This window comes from Streptomyces spiramyceticus, from assembly GCF_028807635.1.
GTDB lineage: Bacteria > Actinomycetota > Actinomycetes > Streptomycetales > Streptomycetaceae > Streptomyces > Streptomyces spiramyceticus.
In genome coordinates, this window is the sequence record NZ_JARBAX010000001.1 from 4201201 (window position 1) to 4220340 (window position 19140).

At 69.8% G+C, this 19140-nt stretch carries 23 protein-coding genes and 1 pseudogene; 7 read left to right on the forward strand and 17 right to left on the reverse strand.

All coding sequences use genetic code 11. The features are described 5' to 3' along the window. The first annotated feature begins 49 nt into the window (after positions 1–49). Complete coding sequence (locus PXH83_RS19330; protein ID WP_274561626.1) at positions 50–394, forward strand: DUF1330 domain-containing protein; 345 nt, start codon at positions 50–52, stop codon at positions 392–394. Between the two features lie 145 nt (positions 395–539). On the opposite strand, the gene PXH83_RS19335 is transcribed toward PXH83_RS19330, so the two are convergent. From PXH83_RS19335 to PXH83_RS19360, 6 genes are all read right to left on the reverse strand, one after another. Further along, positions 540–1292 carry an excalibur calcium-binding domain-containing protein gene (locus PXH83_RS19335; protein ID WP_274561627.1) on the reverse strand — a complete coding sequence of 251 codons (753 nt, stop codon included), beginning with the start codon at positions 1290–1292 and terminating at the stop codon, positions 540–542. 355 nt (positions 1293–1647) lie between these two features. Further along, a complete protein-coding gene (locus PXH83_RS19340) occupies positions 1648–2085 on the reverse strand; it encodes a hypothetical protein (RefSeq protein WP_274561628.1) in 438 nt (145 codons plus the stop codon). 103 nt (positions 2086–2188) lie between these two features. After that, complete coding sequence (locus tag PXH83_RS19345) at positions 2189–2713, reverse strand: type II toxin-antitoxin system RelE family toxin (RefSeq protein WP_274561629.1); 525 nt, start codon at positions 2711–2713, stop codon at positions 2189–2191. A 3-nt stretch (positions 2714–2716) separates the two neighbouring features. Beyond that, positions 2717–3025 carry a type II toxin-antitoxin system prevent-host-death family antitoxin gene (locus PXH83_RS19350; protein ID WP_274561630.1) on the reverse strand — a complete coding sequence of 103 codons (309 nt, stop codon included), beginning with the start codon at positions 3023–3025 and terminating at the stop codon, positions 2717–2719. Between the two features lie 103 nt (positions 3026–3128). Next, on the reverse strand, positions 3129–3791 hold the full coding sequence (gene msrA, locus PXH83_RS19355) for a peptide-methionine (S)-S-oxide reductase MsrA (protein WP_274561631.1): 663 nt from the start codon (positions 3789–3791) through the stop codon (positions 3129–3131). A gap of 70 nt (positions 3792–3861) precedes the next feature. Then, positions 3862–4968, reverse strand: a complete 1107-nt coding sequence (locus PXH83_RS19360) for a hypothetical protein (protein ID WP_274561632.1) — start codon at positions 4966–4968, stop codon at positions 3862–3864. A 61-nt stretch (positions 4969–5029) separates the two neighbouring features. On the opposite strand from PXH83_RS19360, the gene PXH83_RS19365 reads away from it, so the two are divergent. Next, a complete protein-coding gene (locus PXH83_RS19365; protein WP_274561633.1) occupies positions 5030–6175 on the forward strand; it encodes a cystathionine gamma-synthase in 1146 nt (381 codons plus the stop codon). 76 nt (positions 6176–6251) lie between these two features. Here the strand turns inward: PXH83_RS19365 and PXH83_RS19370 are convergent, their stop codons facing one another. From PXH83_RS19370 to PXH83_RS19385, 4 genes are all read right to left on the reverse strand, one after another. Further along, complete coding sequence (locus tag PXH83_RS19370) at positions 6252–6443, reverse strand: DUF1059 domain-containing protein (RefSeq protein WP_274561634.1); 192 nt, start codon at positions 6441–6443, stop codon at positions 6252–6254. Positions 6444–6515: 72 nt separating this feature from the next. Further along, positions 6516–6767: a hypothetical protein gene (locus PXH83_RS19375; RefSeq protein ID WP_274561635.1), complete on the reverse strand. Its 252-nt coding sequence runs from the start codon at positions 6765–6767 to the stop codon at positions 6516–6518. Beyond that, positions 6764–7264, reverse strand: a complete 501-nt coding sequence (locus PXH83_RS19380; protein WP_274561636.1) for a sigma factor-like helix-turn-helix DNA-binding protein — start codon at positions 7262–7264, stop codon at positions 6764–6766. The genes PXH83_RS19375 and PXH83_RS19380 overlap by 4 nt, the downstream gene beginning before the upstream one ends. A 32-nt stretch (positions 7265–7296) precedes the next feature. Beyond that, entirely contained in the window at positions 7297–7869 is a 573-nt protein-coding gene (locus tag PXH83_RS19385; protein ID WP_274561637.1) for a MarR family winged helix-turn-helix transcriptional regulator, read from the reverse strand. Between the two features lie 146 nt (positions 7870–8015). On the opposite strand from PXH83_RS19385, the gene ilvA reads away from it, so the two are divergent. Beyond that, positions 8016–9245, forward strand: a complete 1230-nt coding sequence (gene ilvA / locus PXH83_RS19390; RefSeq protein ID WP_274561638.1) for a threonine ammonia-lyase — start codon at positions 8016–8018, stop codon at positions 9243–9245. 145 nt (positions 9246–9390) lie between these two features. Here the strand turns inward: ilvA and greA are convergent, their stop codons facing one another. Together greA and PXH83_RS19400 are read right to left on the reverse strand one after the other, a co-directional pair. Further along, the gene (greA, locus tag PXH83_RS19395) at positions 9391–9888 is read right to left on the reverse strand and encodes a transcription elongation factor GreA (protein WP_274561639.1); all 498 of its coding nucleotides are present in this window, start codon (positions 9886–9888) and stop codon (positions 9391–9393) included. A 142-nt stretch (positions 9889–10030) separates the two neighbouring features. Next, a complete protein-coding gene (locus PXH83_RS19400) occupies positions 10031–10450 on the reverse strand; it encodes a DUF4307 domain-containing protein (protein WP_274561640.1) in 420 nt (139 codons plus the stop codon). Positions 10451–10546: 96 nt separating this feature from the next. Here PXH83_RS19400 and mca point away from each other — a divergent pair, with 96 nt between their 5' ends. The 3 genes from mca to PXH83_RS19415 all read left to right on the forward strand — a co-directional run bounded on the left by mca (position 10547) and on the right by PXH83_RS19415 (position 14074). Beyond that, complete coding sequence (gene mca / locus PXH83_RS19405; RefSeq protein ID WP_274561641.1) at positions 10547–11428, forward strand: mycothiol conjugate amidase Mca; 882 nt, start codon at positions 10547–10549, stop codon at positions 11426–11428. Beyond that, complete coding sequence (locus tag PXH83_RS19410; RefSeq protein WP_274561642.1) at positions 11421–11699, forward strand: hypothetical protein; 279 nt, start codon at positions 11421–11423, stop codon at positions 11697–11699. The genes mca and PXH83_RS19410 overlap by 8 nt, the downstream gene beginning before the upstream one ends. Positions 11700–12043: 344 nt before the next feature. Beyond that, entirely contained in the window at positions 12044–14074 is a 2031-nt protein-coding gene (locus PXH83_RS19415) for a thioredoxin domain-containing protein (RefSeq protein WP_274561643.1), read from the forward strand. Between the two features lie 106 nt (positions 14075–14180). Here the strand turns inward: PXH83_RS19415 and PXH83_RS19420 are convergent, their stop codons facing one another. Together PXH83_RS19420 and PXH83_RS19425 are read right to left on the reverse strand one after the other, a co-directional pair. Further along, on the reverse strand, positions 14181–15353 hold the full coding sequence (locus PXH83_RS19420; RefSeq protein ID WP_274561644.1) for a glycosyltransferase: 1173 nt from the start codon (positions 15351–15353) through the stop codon (positions 14181–14183). Further along, positions 15350–15685: a hypothetical protein gene (locus tag PXH83_RS19425; RefSeq protein WP_274561645.1), complete on the reverse strand. Its 336-nt coding sequence runs from the start codon at positions 15683–15685 to the stop codon at positions 15350–15352. Before PXH83_RS19425 ends, PXH83_RS19420 begins: the two co-directional genes overlap by 4 nt. 1437 nt (positions 15686–17122) lie before the next feature. Here PXH83_RS19425 and PXH83_RS32510 point away from each other — a divergent pair. Then, positions 17123–17923, forward strand: a complete 801-nt coding sequence (locus PXH83_RS32510; protein ID WP_420803234.1) for a zinc ribbon domain-containing protein — start codon at positions 17123–17125, stop codon at positions 17921–17923. On the opposite strand, the pseudogene PXH83_RS19435 reads toward PXH83_RS32510, so the two are convergent. The 3 genes and pseudogenes from PXH83_RS19435 to trhA all read right to left on the reverse strand — a co-directional run. Then, positions 17864–18133, reverse strand: a pseudogene (locus PXH83_RS19435) (glycosyltransferase); the annotation flags it as partial. The gene PXH83_RS32510 and the pseudogene PXH83_RS19435 sit on opposite strands and share 60 nt — an antisense overlap. A gap of 117 nt (positions 18134–18250) precedes the next feature. After that, a complete protein-coding gene (locus tag PXH83_RS19440) occupies positions 18251–18385 on the reverse strand; it encodes a hypothetical protein (protein WP_274561647.1) in 135 nt (44 codons plus the stop codon). A gap of 46 nt (positions 18386–18431) precedes the next feature. Continuing rightward, positions 18432–19094, reverse strand: a complete 663-nt coding sequence (trhA, locus tag PXH83_RS19445; protein ID WP_274561648.1) for a PAQR family membrane homeostasis protein TrhA — start codon at positions 19092–19094, stop codon at positions 18432–18434. Positions 19095–19140: the final 46 nt, after the last annotated feature.

Here is a 19140-nt window from a genome sequence, read left to right on the forward strand (position 1 = left end):
AGGATCTGAGTCACCAGCCACACGAACCACCATCGAGGGAGCAGCACACATGAGCGCCTACGCCATCGGTCATCTTCAGGTTGCCGCCCCGCACGAGGACGTCTTCGAGTACATGGAGCGCATCCAGACCACCCTCGACCCCTTCGGCGGATACTTCCTCGTCCACGGTGCGGAAGTCGAAGTCCGCGAGGGGGAGTGGCCGGGATACCTGGTGATCATCGGCTTCCCGGGCGTCGAGAAGGCGCGTGCCTGGTACGACTCCGAGGCGTACCAGGAGATCCTGCCGCTGCGTACGAAGCACATCACGGGTGATGTGGTCCTGGTCGAGGGTGTTGCTCCGGGGTACGACGCGGCCGAGACGGCGGCGAGGATGCGGCGGGAGTCGGCGGTGTGAGCACGGCGGTGTGAGCACGGCGGTGTGAGTGCGCCGGGGTGAGCGCGGCGGCACCCACGCCACCACGCGCCGACGGGCGGCGGCCCGCCCCCAGCGCGGCAAGGCCACGGGGGCGGCGAGCGAGAACAAATTTCCGCCCGCGCTGTCAGTTCCATTCGCAGCCGATGCCGTCACCGTCGCGGTCGAGGCGATGAGGGTCGGACGAGCCGACCCAGACGGGTCCGGGAAGGTCCGCGCAGTCGACGTCGGGCACACCTGCGGGAGGCCCCGGTGGGTAGGTGCTCTCGGGTTCGTCCGGCGGCGCCGGCGGTTCCACGAGGCGTATGGCGGCGTCAACTATGATCCCGCCCCTGACTGTGTAAGTGCCCTCGTAGGACTGCTCGGTCCCATCCGGCCGCAGCACATCGATCGTGACAGTGACGATCCCGCCGCTGACATCAAGGATGTGAACGGTGTCGCGGTCAACATCGGCAAACCCTGCCGCGAAGGACGAGTAGGAAGGGTCGCCAAGGTTCTTGCCTCCGAGGTCCCACGCCCGTCGGTAGTCGCGCGCGTTGATGGCATCGAAGTACGCCTCGACGGTGGAGGCGGCGTCACGAGTGGGGGCGGGCGGCTTCGGCGTGGTCGGGGCTGGGGGCGGAGGTGGAGGTGGAGGCGGGGTGGGCTTCGGCGGCGTCGGGGTGGGCCTTGGCTCAGGGGTGACGGTCTCGGTCTGGGCCTCGGTCCGGGTCTCGGTCTGCGTCCGGGTGACCGTCGGAGTGGTCCCCTGCGGCGTCTCGTCGCCGTCGGAACCACAGCCACTGAGCCCTGCCACAGCCAGGGCCGCCGTCAGGAGGAGGGCGGAGCCTGAGGAGAGGACGCGGCGCATAGGCATCACCTCACGGAGAGGATCCCGCATTCACTCCAGTGTGCGCCGCCGGTTTGGGACGCGCCTGTGGATCACCTGAGGCGGTCGGTCGTCGCCTGGCCAGCCGGCAGGAACGCTTCCGGGCGCAGCTCGGCGACCGTGACATCGTTCGCGGTGCCGAAGTGGGCAAGGTGCTCAGGAGCCGGAGTTCGCCGTCACCGTCGCTCGCCGTTGCCGTTGCCCGTGAAGGGGGAAAGTCCTGCGCGGTCTGACATGCCGAACCACCTGGATCCTGGCCCTGGTTGGGCCGCTGACCATGACGGTACGAGGGTCATGCGCGGCCGTCTACGCGCACTCGCGACTATGCGCGTTGTGCGCGTTGTGGCATGAACCGGCCGTCGCCCCACTACCAGGGGTAGACGTACCGATTCGCCTCACGGTCGAAGGTCACTTCCACCGACCGAGCATCCAGGCCGAATTCCTCCCGCCCCCACTGCAAAAGCGCTGCGGCCAAGCCTTCCGGCTGGAAGTCCGTCTCCGGGAACAGCACGCGGTGCACGGTGATCAGGGTGTGCTGCGCCTGGCCATGGGCGGCTTCGAGGTCGAGCGTAAGCAAAGCCATACCGTGCCGAAGCCAGGGCAGCTCCTCCGGCGTGAGGCGAACCCCCGAGCGGTCGGCGGGCACATGCTCGCGGACCGGCGTGACGTCGAGCCACACGCGTTCGCCGACCTGTTCACCGCTGCACGGCGGCTCCCGAGTCAGGGCGGCTTCAGCCGTCAGGTCGATGGCGATGCCCCACGGGCCCCGAAGAAGCCGGTATGAGGTTGTCCTCACGCCGCCCACTCACCCCTCCGCCTTCGCCACCCCGATTGGGCAGCTCACGCCCGTTCCACCGATGCCACAGGGGAGCCGAATTACTGTTGGCTGGCGGAGGGGCGAACCGGTGCTATTGCTCCCGCGGTTGTGACATGAAATCGGTCCATAGGTCCACTGCCTGCTGCAAAGTCAGTGCTGCAACCTCTTCGCGGGCCATCCCAGCTGTGTGGACGAGCCTCTCCGCAAGCCAGTCAGGTACAGGCTCCTTGGACGGCTGAGCGCGCGATGTTACGTCCCCGGCCAGCCGCCCGAGCCGCTCGATCACATGGGTGAGGCGAGTGAATTCGGGCCGACTGCTTCCAGCCTCTCTGACCCTGGCGGTGGCTTCCGCGTATACCTCTGCATCGGCGCGGGCTCCTACTGCCCACACCTCGCAGATCTCCACCGACTTGTCCTCGGTAATCCGGTAGACCACGCGCCACGTGTTCCGGCCTACAACAAGTTTCCTGTAGCCGGTGAGTTCCCCTCCAAGCGGGTAACCCGCAGCGGGCTCCTCTTCCAGGAGGAGAACCTTCTTGAGAACCTTCGGGACCGCCTCTGGGCCGATCCGCCTCAAGTCATCGATCGCGGCGTCGGTGAAAGTGATCTCTGCCATCGATCACTCGTCGTCAGGCAGCGCTGTCAGAGACTCGCGTGTGTGTCCGAAGGCATTGAGGACATCATCGAGCGGAGTCCGACGCCCGGTGTCGGTCACGCTGCGTGCGAGTACCAGGGCCAGATCGCGAAGATCGGCAGCGGCTTCCTCGAGCTCGTCAAGTCGGCTGATGCTGACAACGGCGGCCACGCGTTCCTTGTGGCGCGTGACGACAATGCCAGAACCCTGTTCTGCGTCGGCTACGAGTCCCGGGACGCCGCGCCGTGTCGCCTCGGTGACGCTCAATTCGTGGGCATCGTGCAGCACAGTCATAAGAGAAACTGTACAGAAAACTATATAGATTCGCCAGGGGGCTTACGTCAGCCGTCAGTCGGGGTGATCCCTGTCGGGCACGAGCTGCCGTCCGACGAGGTGCTCAGCCCTCCGCCTTCGCCACCCCGATCGGGCAGCTCACGCCCGTCCCCCCGATCCCGCAGTACCCCGCCGGGTTCTTGTCCAGGTACTGCTGGTGGTACGGCTCCGCAGGCCAGAACGGGCGGCCCTCCGCCGGGAGGATTTCCGTCGTGATCGTGCCGTGGCCCGAGCCCGTCAGGACCTTCTGGTACGCCTCGCGGGACGCCTCGGCTGCTGCTGCCTGGGCGGGGGTGTGGGTGTAGATCGCCGAGCGGTACTGCGTGCCTACGTCGTTGCCCTGGCGGAAGCCCTGGGTGGGGTTGTGGTTCTCCCAGAAGATCTTCAGCAGCTGCTCGTACGAGACGACCGACGGGTCGAAGACGACGCGCACCGCCTCCGTGTGGCCCGTCAGGCCCGAGCAGGCTTCCTCGTACGCCGGATTCTCGGTGTAGCCGCCCTGGTAGCCGACGAGCGTCGTCCAGACGCCCTCCGCCTGCCAGAACTTCCGCTCGGCACCCCAGAAACAGCCCATGCCGAAGTCGGCGATCTCCAGACCGTCGGGGTACGGGCCCACCAGCGGGTTGCCGAGGACGGTGTGGCGGGAGGGGACCTGGAACTCGGGGGTCGAGCGGCCTTTCAGGGCCTGTTCCGGGGTGGGGAGCTGGGGGGTGCGGCCGAAGAACATGCGGTCTCCTCCTGGGTGGTCTGTGCCTCCCCCTCAACGCCGGGGGAGGGCCGGGGATTCCTGCGCGGCTTCATCGCGGCAGCGTCGCCGGGCTCCCGCCGTTCGCCTCGTAACCCGCCACCGCCAGCGCCCGGTACACCGCGTACTCCGCCGCCGGGTCCGGGCTGTGCGTCCAAGGGAGGGCGCCGACGTGGCCGTCCACGTGCCGCAGCTGGTCCATCGCCTCCGACCACCGTTCGCACCGTACGAGGAAGAGGACCAGCAGGTGCCGTACGTGCGCCAGCATCGGGTCGTCGGCGCGGGCCGCGTGCACCGCGAAGAGTGCGCCTTCCACCGCCCGCGTCACCACTGCGCTCTGGTAGAAGCCCCGCACGAGATTGACCTCGGGCAGGTGCTCGTACACCGCGAACAGGGGCAGCGCCGCCAGCAGCGACCCCTGCGGCGCACGCGCCGCGGCGGCTGTCGCGAAGGTGTCGGCGGCGTCGCGGGAGCCGTGCCAGTTCTCGCTGCGGTAGCTCAGTGCCGCCAGGTGCGCGCCCATGTGGGCGGGTGCGCGGTCGATGACCTTGGCCCACAGCTGGTCGAACTCCGGCTCGGAGTAGTGCAGTCCGCGCGCCACGGCCAGCTCGACGATGTACGGGACCGGGTCGCCGGGGGCGAGCAGCGCCGCCTCGGCGCACACCGTACGGGCCTCCTCCAGGATGATCCGGAAGTCGTCCGTGCCGGGTGTCGACGTACGCCACGCCTGCTGCACCAGGAACTCCGCGTGCACCTGCGCCCCGCCCGCGTCCTTCGGCGCCTCCGCACGCCACGACCGCAGCCAGCGCCCGCCCTCGCCGGGCTTCTGCGCCAGCTCCAGCGAGGCGGCCCCGGCGAAGGCCTGCACGCGTTGCCAGCGCAGCTCGCCCTCCTTGCCGGTCCCGGCCAGCAATTGCGCGGCGGCCCGCCAGTCCTGCGTCTGCTGCACGACTTCCAGTACGTCCTCCAGGTCCTGGTCCGGGCCCGGCATCCGGATGTCGAGGTGCTCCTGGCGTACGAAGCCGTAGTCGGCCGGGTCGGCGGCGTCGGGGGCGCCGGGCGAGACCAGCCGGATGCCGCCGGCACGCCTGCGCAGCACGAAAGGACCGATGATTGCCACCAGCATGCAGACAGCGATCAGGAACCAGAGAATCTCCATGCATTCATTGTCCCGGACGCCGACGGGAGCCCGGCGCGCGGACGAACTACGCTCGGGTCTCATGACCGACGACCACAGCTTCGAGACGATCGCGATCCACGCGGGCAACACCGCCGACCCCCTCACGGGCGCGGTCGTACCGCCGATCTATCAGGTGTCCACGTACAAGCAGGACGGCGTGGGCGGACTGCGCGGCGGCTACGAGTACAGCCGCAGCGCCAACCCCACACGCACCGCCCTGGAGCAGAACCTGGCGGCCCTGGAAGGCGGAAGCCTCGGCCTCGCCTTCGCGTCGGGCCTCGCGGCGGAGGACTGCCTCCTGCGGACCCTGCTGACCCCCGGCGACCATGTGGTCATCCCGAACGACGCGTACGGCGGCACCTTCCGGCTCTTCGCCAAGGTCGTCTCGCGCTGGGGCGTCGACTTCTCGGTGGCGGACACCTCCGACCCGGCCGCGGTACGTGCCGTCGTCACCCCGAAGACGAAGGCGATCTGGGTCGAGACGCCCTCCAACCCCCTTCTCGGCATCACCGACATCGCGGCGCTCGCGGCCATAGCGCGCACGGCCGGGGCCCGCCTCGTCGTCGACAACACCTTCGCGAGCCCTTACCTCCAGCAGCCGCTCGCGCTCGGCGCGGACGTCGTCGTGCACTCGACGACGAAGTACATGGGCGGGCACTCGGACGTCGTCGGCGGCGCGCTGATCGTCAACGACCCCGCGCTGGGGCAGGAGTTGGCGTACCACCAGAACGCGATGGGTGCGGTCGCCGGGCCCTTCGACGCGTGGCTCGTGCTGCGCGGCATCAAGACGCTGGCCGTACGGATGGACCGCCACAGCGAGAACGCCGCCCGCGTCGCGGAGATGCTGACCCGGCACCCCAAGGTCACCCAGGTTCTCTACCCGGGCCTGCCCGAACACCCGGGCCACGAGGTCGCCGCCAAGCAGATGAAGGCGTTCGGCGGCATGGTGTCGTTCCGCGTCCAGGGCGGCGAGGCGGCGGCGGTCGAGGTCTGCAACCGCGCGAAGCTCTTCACGCTGGGCGAGTCGCTCGGCGGCGTCGAGTCCCTGATCGAGCACCCGGGCCGCATGACGCACGCGTCGGCGGCGGGCTCGCCGCTGGAGGTGCCGTCGGACCTGGTGCGCGTCTCGGTGGGCATCGAGTCGTGCGACGACCTGCTGGCGGACCTGAAGCAGATGCTGAGCTGATTCCCTACGCGCCCGATGCGCGTGTTCCCGGGATGTGCAGGTGCCCGGTCGGGAGGACTCCCGGCCGGGGCCGGGGTCATATGCCGGGCTTCTCGTCCTCCAGGGAGTCCCGGACCATCTGGCGCAGTTCCGGGCTGTCCTCGTGCTGGTGGACGGAAATCGCGTGCTCGGTGGCCGCCCGTACGACTTCCTCTTCCTCACCGGCGATTCTGAGGGTGCAGTTCATGACGCTGGGGGCCTTGCGGCAGTCGGCGACTTTCCTGGTCATGGTGACCTCCTCGGCTCGCTGTACACGGCTCCGTCTCAGGATAGATCCGGGCGAACCGGTCTGTACCGGTCCCTACCACCCCTCCAGCGGCGGCGCGACGTCCGACGGAGGCACCACCCACGGCTGCTCGACCGACGCCCACACCAGGAACGCCACCACCGCCACCACGAGCAGCAGCCACATCACCTGCCGCGCCACCGCCCGCCGCCGCAGCATCCGCGCCCCGCGCTCGGCCGCGCGCACGGCCAGATCCGCCGGGACCGGCGGGTGCGTGCCTTCCAGCATCCGCCGGACCTCGTCCTGCTTACGGTCGGGCAGGCTCACGGCGTCACAGCCTTCGGAAACGGCGCCGCCTGCGCGGGCGGCTTGCTGCGCATCGTGGCGATCGCCCGGGAGCAGATCGCCCGGACCCGCTCCGCCGGCAGCCCGATCTGCGCGGCGGCCTGCTCCTCGGCCACGCCTTCGTACAGGCGCAGGACCAGGATCAGCCGCTCCTGCGGAGTCAGCCGCTCCAGCACACCGCCACCGGCGACGTGCCACCGGCGGACAAATACGCGGTGGTAGCGCCACGCGCCGCGGGCGAACCGGGTCGCGAGTTCCTGACGGGTGCGGTCGTACGGGTCCTCGCCGCGCAGCCGGTCCCAGTCCGCGTACGTACGCGAAAGGGCCGCCGTCAGCAGCCGCTGCGCACGCGCGTTGTCCGACGGCGGCTCGGCCGTCAGCAGCGTGGCGGCATGGAGCAGCCGTCCTGCCGCGCCCGCGACGAACGCCTCGAACTCCCGGGCCCTGCGGCGTTGCTGAACCGCCTGCCGCTCTCGCACGCCCTCATATCAGGCCAGGAACAGGGCCCGGGTCAAGAGGTCGGCGGCACCTCGGACGAGGCATCGGCGGAGGCGTCGGAGGCGTCGGCGTCGGCGTCAGCGCCCGCCTCCGGCCCGGCGTCGCCGCCCGCCGCGCTCTGGCGTGCCGAGAGCGCGGAATTGAACCGGGTGAGCAGCGTGCAGAAGGAATCGCGCTCCTCCGGGCTCCACCCCTCCGTGACCTGCGCCATCAGCTCGCGCCGCGACGACCGCACCTCGTCGAGCCGCGCCTGGCCGCGCGGTGACAGCTGGAGCACGACCGCGCGGCCGTCCTCCGGGTGCGACGTGCGCTTGACCAGGCCCGTGTCGACGAGCGGTGCGACCTGCCTGGTCACTGTGGAGGAGTCGATCCCCATGCCCGCGGCGAGTGCCTTGACGCCCATCGGGCCTTCCTGGTCGAGCCGGTTGAGCAGCAGGTAGGCCGCGCGGTCCATGGAGTTGCGGACCTGGCCCACGCCGCCGAGCCTGGTCTGCTCGGCGCGGCGGGCGAAGACGGCCACCTGGTGCTGGAGGGCATCGAGGAGGCCGGTGTCCGGATCAGTCGTCATGTCCTGGGAAGTGGGCATGGCTGGGGGCTCTCTTCGTGCGGTGGTCGGTTTGGTGGGGGACAGAGTACGCGGATGGCAGCGGGCGCGTACCGGCGCTGCGCAAACCCGTGTCAAGGCCTGGACCCGGGCGGCCGGAAGAGCGGTGAGCTGGGAGACTTGCGGTCATGAGCTTCCGTACGCCCGACCCCTTGCGCACCGTCATTCTCGACGACATCAGGGGTGCGCAGAAGATGCTCTCGGGTGTGGCCAGGACCACCGCGATGGAAGGCAGCCGCTACCTGTCGCAGCTGGTGGGATCCCCTGTCCACTTCAAGTGCGAGAACCTCCAGCGGACCGGTTCCTTCAAGCTGCGCGGCGCGTACGTAAGGATCGCCGGGCTGTCCCCCGAGCAGCGCGCGGCGGGCGTCGTCGCCGCCAGCGCGGGCAACCACGCGCAGGGCGTCGCACTGGCGTCCACGCTTCTCGGCGTACGGTCCACGGTCTTCATGCCGGTCGGGGCGCCCCTGCCGAAGGTCGCAGCGACGCGGGAGTACGGCGCCGAGGTGCGGATGCACGGACAGGTGGTCGACGAGACACTGGCCGCCGCCCAGCGGTACGCCGACGACACGGGCGCCGTCTTCATCCACCCCTTCGATCACCCCGACATCATCGCGGGGCAGGGCACGGTGGGCCTGGAGATCCTGGAGCAGTGCCCGGAGGTAGGGACGATCCTCGTGGGTGTCGGCGGCGGCGGCCTCGCCGCGGGCATCGCGGTCGCCATCAAGTCGCTGCGTCCCGATGTGAGGGTCGTCGGCGTACAGGCGGAAGGCGCGGCCAGTTATCCGCCGTCCCTGGCCGCCGGCCGGCCGGTGACTATCGAGACGGCGCAGACGATGGCGGACGGCATCAAGGTCGGGCGCCCGGGCGACGTACCCTTCGCGATCATCAATCAGCTGCTCGACGGCGTCGTCACGGTGTCGGAGGACGACCTGTCGAGTGCGCTGCTGCTCTGCCTGGAGCGGGCGAAGCTGGTCGTCGAACCGGCCGGCGCGAGCCCGGTCGCGGCGCTGCTGAGCAGGCCGGACGCCTTCGAGGGGCCGGTGGTCGCGGTGCTGTCGGGCGGCAATGTCGACCCGGTGCTGATGCAGCGGATCCTGCGCCACGGCATGGCGGCGGCGGGCCGTTACCTGTCGCTGCGGCTGCGCCTCGCGGACCGGCCGGGCGCGCTGGCCGCACTCCTCGCGGCGTTGTCGGTGGTCGACGCCAACGTGCTCGATGTGGGTCACGTACGGACCGATCCGCGGCTGGGACTTACGGAAGTCGAGGTGGAGTTGCACCTGGAGACGAAGGGCCCCGAGCACTGCTCGGAGGTCAGGGCGGCGCTGCGGGAAGCGGGCTACACGGTGATGACCTGAGGGGTTCCTGCCCCTGGGGGCCATGGGGCTGTGGGGGGATCCGGCGGTCGGCTGCGTTTTGAGGGGCCGAGCCGTCCCTGCACAGACGAAGCCCCCGGCCGGAAACCGGCCGGGGGCATTCGCGCCGTATGTCTGACTGACCGGCTCAGGCCCGGTACGGCACGGCGTCGAGGATCCTCACCGAAGCCTTCTTGCCGTTCGGCATCTCGTACTGCGCGTCCTCGCCGACCTTCTTGCCGTTCACGCCGGTGCCCAGCGGGGACTGCGGCGAGTACGTCTCGACATCCGAGCTCGCGTACTCGCGGGAGGCGAGCAGGAACGTCATCGTGTCGTCCTCGTCGCCGTCGAAGGCGATCTTGACGACCATGCCGGGGGCCACGACGCCGCTGGCCGTGGGCGCCTCGCCGACCTTCGCGTTCTCCAGGAGCTGGGTCAGTTGCCGTACACGGAGCTCTTGCTTGCCCTGCTCCTCCTTGGCCGCGTGGTACCCGCCGTTCTCGCGCAGGTCACCTTCCTCGCGGGCGGCCGCGATCTTGCCGGCAATCTCCGTGCGTGCGGGACCCGACAGGTACTCCAGCTCGGCCTTGAGCTGGTCGTACGCCTCCTGGGTCAGCCAGGTGACGCTCTCGCTGGTCTGGGTCACAGGTGCTCCTCGTCGGTACTGGGAATACAAAGCATCGCCCTACCCAGAAGCATGTGCCTCCACGGGCGGGCGAAACCACGAGCCTAACAATTCAGGCGGCGAAGGGGGAGGAGGAAAACCCTCCGATACACATCATCGCAGGTCAGCCCGTAGAACCGCTGTCGACCGTGCAGCCTGTCAGCTCCGTGCTGGTCGCCCTGGCCGTCGTACGCACGGTGTAGATCTCGTCGAGCCGGGCGGTGGCCTTCTCGTCGATACGGACGTCCCTGCGGCCCACCTCGGCGCCGCTCTCCGCCATCGAGCGCAGCGTGCACGTGCCGGTCGCGTCCGCGTCCTTGCGCACTTCGAGGTGCACCTTGACCTCGGTGTCCGAGACGGTGTCGAACTTGATGACCTCGGCGCTGATCTTCTGGCCTGTGACGTAGTCGTAGCCGAACCAGCCGATCATCCCCAGGAACAGCACGCCGAGCACGGCGCCCGCGATCTTGATCTTGCGGTCCGCGCGTTCGTCCGCCGAGCGGCCGTAGCGCCCCTCGGGGGTGGACTGGCGTACCGCGGTCATGATCTTTCCTCCTGGGGCAGGGCTTCGGAATTTTCCCGCCCCCGATTCGGTCACTATAGAAGCCGCTTATTGCGCCGAATCACTGAGGATCGAGTCTTGACTGAGCAGCTGCGTCTGATGGCCGTTCACGCCCACCCCGACGACGAGTCGAGCAAGGGTGCGGCGACCATGGCCAAGTATGTGTCCGAGGGGGTGGACGTGCTGGTCGTGACCTGCACGGGAGGCGAGCGTGGCTCCATCCTCAATCCGAAGCTTCAGGGCGACAAGTACATCGAGGAGCACATCCACGAGGTACGTAAAAAAGAGATGGACGAGGCCCGCGAGATCCTGGGCGTCCGGCAGGAATGGCTCGGCTTCGTCGACTCCGGCCTCCCGGAGGGCGACCCGTTGCCGCCGCTGCCGGACGGCTGCTTCGCGCTGGAGGACGTCGATGTGGCGGCGGGCCGTCTGGTGAAGTCCATCCGTACGTTCCGTCCGCAGGTCATCACGACGTACGACGAGAACGGCGGCTACCCGCACCCCGACCACATCATGACCCACAAGATCACGATGGTGGCTTTCGACGGGGCGGCGGACACCGAGAAGTTCCCGGAGGCGGAGTTCGGGGCGGCGTGGCAGCCGGAGAAGCTCTACTACAACCAGGGCTTCAACCGGCCGCGCACCGTCGCGCTCCACGAGGCGCTCCTGGAGCGTGGCATGGAGTCGCCGTACGGGGAGTGGCTGGAGCGCTGGAAGGAGTTCCAGCGCGCCGAGCGCACGCTGACCACGTACGTACCGTGCGCGGACTTCTTCGAGATCCGCGACAAGGCGCTCATCGCGCACGCCACGCAGATCGACCCCGACGGCGGCTGGTTCCGCGTCCCGATGGACATCCAGCGGGACGTCTGGCCGACGGAGGAGTACGAGCTCGCGAAGTCGCTCGTCGATACGTCCCTCCCCGAGAGCGACCTGTTTGCGGGCATCCGCGACAATGCCTGATGTGAACGTAACCCTGGCAATGACGCAGATCGTCCCGCTCGCCGCGGACAAGTTCGACAAGAACAAGGTGACCCCGGGGGTTCTCGGGTTTCTTGTGTTCGCGGCGTTGGCCGTCGGCGTGTGGATGCTGATGAAGTCGATGAATCGGCATATGGGGAAGGTCGACTTCGAGGAGACGCCGGTGGGGGAGGCGGGTGCGGAGACGGCTTCGGCTTCCGCGTCCGCTCCGCCTTCGGGGGAGCGGGCTCCGAAGCGGGCGGACAACCCGTAGGCGCGGGGTCGGTGGTGCGGTGCCTGCGGCGCTGTTCCCCACCCCGCCCTTTCCCGGCTGTGACATTTGCGGCTCCGCCGCGTGAGGGGGCAAGCCCCCAGACCCCGGGCACTTTCAGCCCCTGGGGGTCCCCCTGGACGAAGTCCTTGGGGGAGTTCGAGGAGCGGGGGTCTGGGGCGGAGCCCCAGTTCGGGAGGGGGCGGGTAGGGGAAAGCGCCGCAGGCCACCCGCACCGCACCCGGCACCCGCACCGCACCCGGCACCCGCACCGCACCCGGCACCGCACCCCCACCCGCGGCCCGTCACCCGCACCCCTCACGGACGGTTCGTGCAGGATGGGATGTATGCCGAACCGACTGGCTCATGAGACGTCCCCCTACCTCCTCCAGCACGCCGACAACCCCGTCGACTGGTGGCCCTGGTCGGCCGGCGCGTTCGAGGAGGCGCGAAAGCGCGGCGTGCCCGTGCTGCTCAGCGTCGGGTACAGCAGTTGCCATTGGTGTCATGTCATGGCCCACGAGTCCTTCGAGGACGCCCCGACCGCCGCGTACCTCAACGAGCACTTCGTGAACGTAAAGGTCGACCGCGAGGAGCGGCCCGACGTCGATGCCGTCTACATGGAAGCCGTGCAGGCCGCCACCGGGCAGGGCGGCTGGCCCATGACCGTGTTCATGACCGCCGACGCCGAGCCCTTCTACTTCGGTACGTACTTCCCGCCCGAGCCCCGGCACGGCCAGCCGTCCTTCCTCCAGGTCCTGGAAGGCGTCTCGGCCGCCTGGACGGACCGGCGCGCGGAGGTCGCGGAGGTCGCCGGAAAGATCGTGCGCGACCTCGCCGAACGCTCCCTCGCCTACGGCGCACCCGACCTGCCCGGCGAGGAAGAGCTCGCGCAAGCGCTGCTCGGGCTGACCCGCGAATACGACGCCGCGAACGCCGGATTCGGCGGGGCGCCGAAGTTCCCGCCGTCCATGGTGCTGGAGTTCCTGCTGCGCCATTACGCGCGTACGGGCTCCGAAGGTGCGTTGCAAATGGCGGCGGACACCTGCGAGGCGATGGCACGTGGCGGAATTTACGATCAGCTCGCCGGCGGATTCGCGCGCTATTCGGTCGACCGCGAATGGGTCGTACCGCACTTCGAGAAGATGCTGTACGACAACGCCCTGCTGTGCCGCGTGTACGCCCACCTGTGGCGGGCCACCGGCTCCGATCTGGCGCGGCGGGTGGCGCTGGAGACCGCCGACTTCATCGTGAGCGAACTCCGTACGCAGGAAGGCGGATTCGCGTCTGCGCTGGATGCGGACAGCGACGACGGCACGGGCAGGCACGTCGAGGGCGCGTACTACGTATGGACGCCGGAGCAGCTCCGCGAGGTGCTGGGCGAGCAGGACGCGGAATTCGCCGCGCGGCACTTCAACGTGACGCTGGAGGGGACCTTCGAGGAAGGGGCGTCCGTGCTTCAGCTGCCGCTGGCGGAGGGTGTGGAAGACGCCGCGCGGCTGGCGGACATCCGGGCCAGGCTGCTCGCGGCGCGCGCCCTGCGGGCCCGCCCCGGGCGCGACGACAAGATCGTGGCCGCCTGGAACGGCCTCGCGATCGCCGCGCTGGCCGAGACGGGCGCGTACTTCGAACGGCCGGACCTTGTGGAGCGGGCGACCGAAGCGGCGGATCTGCTGGTGCGGGTGCACATGGACGAGGGCGCGCGGCTTTCCCGTACGTCCAAGGACGGGCGGGCCGGCGCCAATGCGGGAGTCCTGGAGGACTACGCGGACGTGGCGGAGGGCTTCCTCGCGCTCACGTCGGTGACGGGCGAGGGGGTGTGGCTGGAGTTCGCCGGCTTCCTGCTGGACATCGTCATCGACCAGTTCGTGGGCGAGGGCGGGACGCTGTACGACACGGCCCACGACGCCGAGAAGCTCATCCGGCGGCCTCAGGACCCCACGGACAACGCGGTGCCGTCGGGGTGGACGGCGGCCGCCGGTGCGCTCCTGTCGTACGCCGCGCACACCGGCTCCGAGGCTCACCGCAGCGCGGCGGAGCGGGCGCTGGGCGTGGTGAAGGCGCTGGGCCCGCGTGCGCCCCGGTTCATCGGATGGGGCCTGGCGGTCGCGGAGGCGGTACTGGACGGGCCGCGCGAGGTGGCGGTCGTGGGACCGGCGGACGACGCGGCGACGCGGGAACTGCACCGGGTGGCGCTGCTGAGCGGTGCGCCGGGGGCGGTTGTCGCGGTGGGTGAGGTGGGCAGCGATGAGTTTCCGCTGCTGGTGGACCGGCCGACGGGGGCGTATGTGTGCCGGCACTTTGTATGCGATGCGCCGACGGACGACCCGGGGGTGCTCGCGGAGCGGCTGGGCGGTGCGAGCGGCGCGGTGCGCTAGCGCGCGGCTTTCCGCCCTTCGGACGTAGTCCTCAAGCGCCCGGACGGGCTGAATTCTTTCAGCCCGTCCGGGCGCTTGAGGACCGGGGTCTGGGGCGGAGCCCCAGTTACGGGAAGGGGTGGGTAGGGGAAAGCGCCGCAGGCACCTGGTCCGCGCGGGCCTGTGCACGTCGCCGGTACAGCCACCGATCGACCACCAGGAACCGCCCCGCGAACACCACCACCATGCTGATCGCCGTCGCCGGCACAGGCGCAATCCCCGCCCAGCCGATGATCAGCGCCGCCAGCGGAAGCCGAGCCACAAGGTCCGCGTTGCCGACCGCTGCGAACGTGAGCAGGCGCACCGATCTGCGGTGGTGGCTGCGCTGCACGCGGTACAGCAGCGAGTCCACCAGGACGAAGTTCCAGAGCAGCCCCGCCTGGTTGGCGATGATCTCGGCGGGGGCGAAGTGCAGGCCGCCCGGCCCGTTGAGCAGCCACAACAGCGCCAGGTTCGGCACGAACCCGGACAGCCCGATCAGCCCGAACGCCGCGACCCGCGCCCGCGGATCCGACGTGCGCAGCGTCACCAGATGGCGCAGGAAGCGCATCCCTTCCTTCACCGTCGACTTCGACTCACCCGCGTGCCGCTGCCCGAAGGTGTACGGGACTTCGGCGATCGCGCGCGGCCGGCACCGTACAGCCAGCTCCAGCAGGATTTTGTAGCCCAGCGGCTGAAGACCCTCGCGGGTCGTTGCCCGGTCCACCGCCTCCCGGCGGATCGCGAAGAAGCCGCTCATGGGATCCGTCAGGCCCCGCAGCGCCCGCGGAAAGAGCGCCTTCGTAAGAGCCGTCGACGCCCCCGAAACCAGCACCCGGTAGCCGCCCGCGAGCCCGGACCGGCTGCCGCCCGCCGCGTACCGGCTGGCGACGACCAGTTCCGCACCGGTCGCGCGCCCGCGGGCGATCAACTCCGGTACCAGCTCCGGCGGATGCTGCAGATCGGCGTCGATGACGACGATCCAGGGTGCCGTCGCGCGGGCGATGCCTTCGACGACCGCACCCCCGAGGCCGCCGACAGGCACCGCCCTGTGGTGCAGAACGACGGGCAGCGGGCTCGACCCCGCCGCCTCCTCGATGACCTCGCAGGTGTGGTCCGTCGAGTCGTCGGCGAAGATCACCTCGGCGGTGACACCCGCCGAGGTGACGGCCGTGCCGATTCTGCGCAGCAACTCCCGGATGTTGTCGGCCTCGTTGAAGGTCGGCACGACTATGGACACATCGGCCGACTCCGGCGTCACCGAACCTCCTGCTGTTGCCGCTGCTGTGGGGCCGTGCTCAGGTGCGCGCCGATGTGGGACGTCAGCTCCCAGTCCCTGCGCCCGGTGTACTCCCGCCAGACCGCACGCAGCGCAGCCGCCGCGAGCACGACCGCGTACAGCGGCCCTCCGACGGTCAGCTTCACGTACTGCCACGGGCCGATCCGGAAACCGTACTCGCGCCCGAAGTCGTGCAGCGCGACCGCTTCGAAGACCGTCATGGCGGCCATCGGAACCATCGGCAGCCAGGCGATCATCGCGATGGGCAGTGGTACGCCGCCGACCCAGGCCAGCAGCAGACCGGCCGGAATCATGACACCAGATGCAGCCGGCTGCGGAACCAGAAGAAGTACCTCTGCTCTTTGCGGCGCCCTTCGGGGTGCGTGACCTTTGTGGGTGCGGGCGCGTTGAGTACGTGAGTCCGACGATCGGACAACGGATCGTTGGGAGACCGGGCAGGGGGTGCGGGGGTGCGGCGGAAGATTCAGCTGAGCGAGGGGGAGACGGAGCGGGTGGCTTGCGCGTCGGCGTCCGCGTTCCGTGCCCTGGACACGGTCACCGGTGAGGTCCTGGACTCCGGTGCGCTGGCCGGGCGCGCGGGCTGGCTTACCGATCTGATCGAGACCATGTGCGAGGTGGTGACCGGCGCCCACTTCAACCGCCCCGACCTGGCTCAACTCGCCTCCGGGCAGGCGCCATCAGGGGAGAAGCTGCCGTCCAATGCGTGGATGGCGTTACGCACCCTGGGCTGGACCGCGAGTGCGCCGCAGGGCGTATACGTCCCCGACCGGGTGCGCCGGATCGCGGAGGAGCAGGCCGGACGGGCGCTGCGCTCGGCGTGGTGGCGTGCCGAGATCACCGATGCGCTGCTGGTGACCTGGCCCACCGGCCCTGACCCGCTGAAGCGCTCCGATACCGAGTGGGCGGCGCTGCGGGCGGCGCTGCCGGACGGAGGTGCGGTGGCGGCCTCGGTGGTGCGTGCACGCACCCGGCAGATCGGGGCCTTCCATGCCGCCCAGGGTCGGCTGCCCGCTGAACTGTGTGAGCTGGAGGATCCGCCCGGTGGCGGGTATCAAGTGGTGCTGGCCGCCGCCGACAAGCAGCTGGCTACCTTGGCCCGGTGTGAGGAGGATCCTGCCCGCTTTGCGGTGTTGACGGTGCGGTTGCCGGTGCGGCCCGACCCGCGTACTCGCACCGACTGGCACCCGGTGCTGATCCGGTTCCGGCTGCCGCCGACCATCGCGCACACCGCGGCACTCCATATGCCCACCCTGCGGCTGCGCAGCGGCAGGCTGCGGCTGGATGTCGCCCACACCACCGCCGTCCCCAAGACCCGCCGCAACGGCCACGTACGGGCGGTGGCCTTCGACTACGGGCTGAACACCCTGCTCACCGGCGGGGTTCTGGCACTGTCCGGCGGGGTGCAGCCGACTGTTCTCACCGATGGCCGACCGGTGTTCTTCCGCACCAGCGGGGTGCTGGCGAAGGCCGACCGGCTGCGTGTGCTGGCCGAGCGGTTGTGGGCCAAGGCCGCTCGCCTCCAGTCCCTGATCGACGGCCGGACCGCACGAGGGTGGCGCGCCGACCCACTCATCGTGGCGAAGCTGGCGGTACTGCGGGCCGAGTACGCGGCGGTCGGCCGACGCCGCAAACGCCTGAACGAGCAGCTTGCCCAGGCCGCCGCGCGTTTCATGGTCACCCAGGCGCGGGCGGCTGATACGTCGGTGATCTATCTGGAGGATCTGCGGGACATGGAGGTGCGCGGCAAGGGCCGTACCCTCAACACCCGCCTCTCGCAGTCCGTGCGTGGGCAGATCGTGGCCCGTACCCGCCACCAGGCCATGAAGTACGGGATCGCGGTGGTGATTGTCCCGGCCCGGGGCACCTCGAAATACTGCCCCAGGTGCCTCACCGCCTTCCGGCACCGCACCGCCCCGGACCGTACGACCCCGGGCTGGAAGTGGGCGAGCTGCCCCAATACGGCCTGCGCTTACAGCGTCGACCGTGATGTGGCGGCCTGGCAGCGCATCGGAGCCCGCGGTCTGCAACATCAGCATCTGACCGTCCTGGACCGGGCGAGTGGCACGTATGTGATCCGCCGCACCGTTCAGGAGTTGGACCTCCCGGTCCAACACACCCCTCGCCCCGGACCCGCCACCATGTCTGTGCCACAGCAGCCTGCTGTTGTGGACCGGACGAAGGCGGGGCCGACGAGAAACCGCCCTGTGCCCAGGCAGCGACGCAGGGTCCCCGCCCCACCCGCAACACCCGCAGCGCATACTGCGGGCCCGGGTGGAAAGCGTCCGGCGGGGCGGCCGCCCCAGTCCCCAACCCACCGCACCCAGCGGCGGCGCAGGGGGCAGGCACCGCACACGATGAGCACCCCCACCCGGCAGTCACACCAGCCGTGCGGGGCGAGACTCGGCGCAGGCTTCCACCTGCACACCCACGCCACCCCCGTCACACCACGCGGGCGGCCAGGGCCGAGACCTCTTTTCCTTCAAGGCCGGGCCGAAGACCCAGCCCGCCCAGGAAAGCCTAAGCTCATCTGAGACGCTGTACCAGCTGGTGTCGAAGTTGACGAGCTGCACGCCGCCCCACACCACGTCCGCGTTGTCACGCCAGAAGTCGAAGTCGACGTGGCTGAGAAGTTCGTGGTGGACGATGTCCTCCGCGTCGAAGACGCCGATGATGTCGCCCCGGGCGTACGGCAGCGCGGTGTTGAGGGCGCGGGGCTTGTTCTTGACCTCGTGGGTGTCCACGACGGCCTGGGTCAAATGCGGGTGTTCGGCGGCCAGTTGGTGTGCGATGGCGCGGTGCCGGGGGCGTCGTGGTCGAGGATCAGCACGACCTCGCAGCCGGGATGGTGGTCGGTCCGCTCAGAGTGTGAAGTCGCCCTTGAGGGTGTCCAGCGCGCGGTCGACCAGCGCGATCAGGTCGTCCTGCCGGCTGCCCTCGGCTATCATCCGGGCGCGTACGGCGGGCACTTCGACCAGCCTCGTGCGCAGCAGCATCTCGTCGGGCTCGGCGTCGAGGGCGTGCTGCAGGGCCTGCCGGCCATCAGGCCTGGTAGGCGACGAGCGAGATGCCGACGTAATGCGCGACGAAGGCGGCCAGCGTCAGGGAGTGGAACACCTCGTGGAATCCGAACCAGCGCGGCGACGGGTTGGGGCGCTTGAGGCCGTAGATCACGCCGCCGGCGCTGTAGAGCAGGCCGCCGACGATGACCAGGACGAGTACGGCGATTCCGCCTGCTCGCATGAAGTCGGGAAGGAAGAAGACGGCCGCCCAGCCCATCGCGATGTAACAAGGGGTGTAGAGCCAGCGCGGGGCGCCGACCCAGAAGACCCGGAAGGCTATGCCCGCGAGTGCCGCCCCCCAGACCGCCCACAGGAGCGTGCGGCCGGTGGAGTCGGGGAGCAGGAGCATCGTGAGGGGCGTGTAGGTGCCCGCGATGATGAGAAAGATATTGGCGTGGTCGAGTCTGCGCAGGATGGCTTCGCCGCGCGGACCCCAGGTCCCGCGGTGGTAGATCGCGCTGATGCCGAAGAGCAGACAGGCCGTCAGGATGTAGATCGCGCAGGCCACGCGGGCGCGGGTGGAGTCCGCAAGGGCGATGAGCACCAGCCCGGCGACGACCACGGCGGGGAACATGCCGGCGTGCAGCCAGCCGCGCAGCTTCGGCTTGACCAGGCTGGAGAGGTCGGTCTCGGCGGTCGTCATGGCGGCAATCCTAGCTACGCCACCGTAGGTTACGCGTCGGTACCCC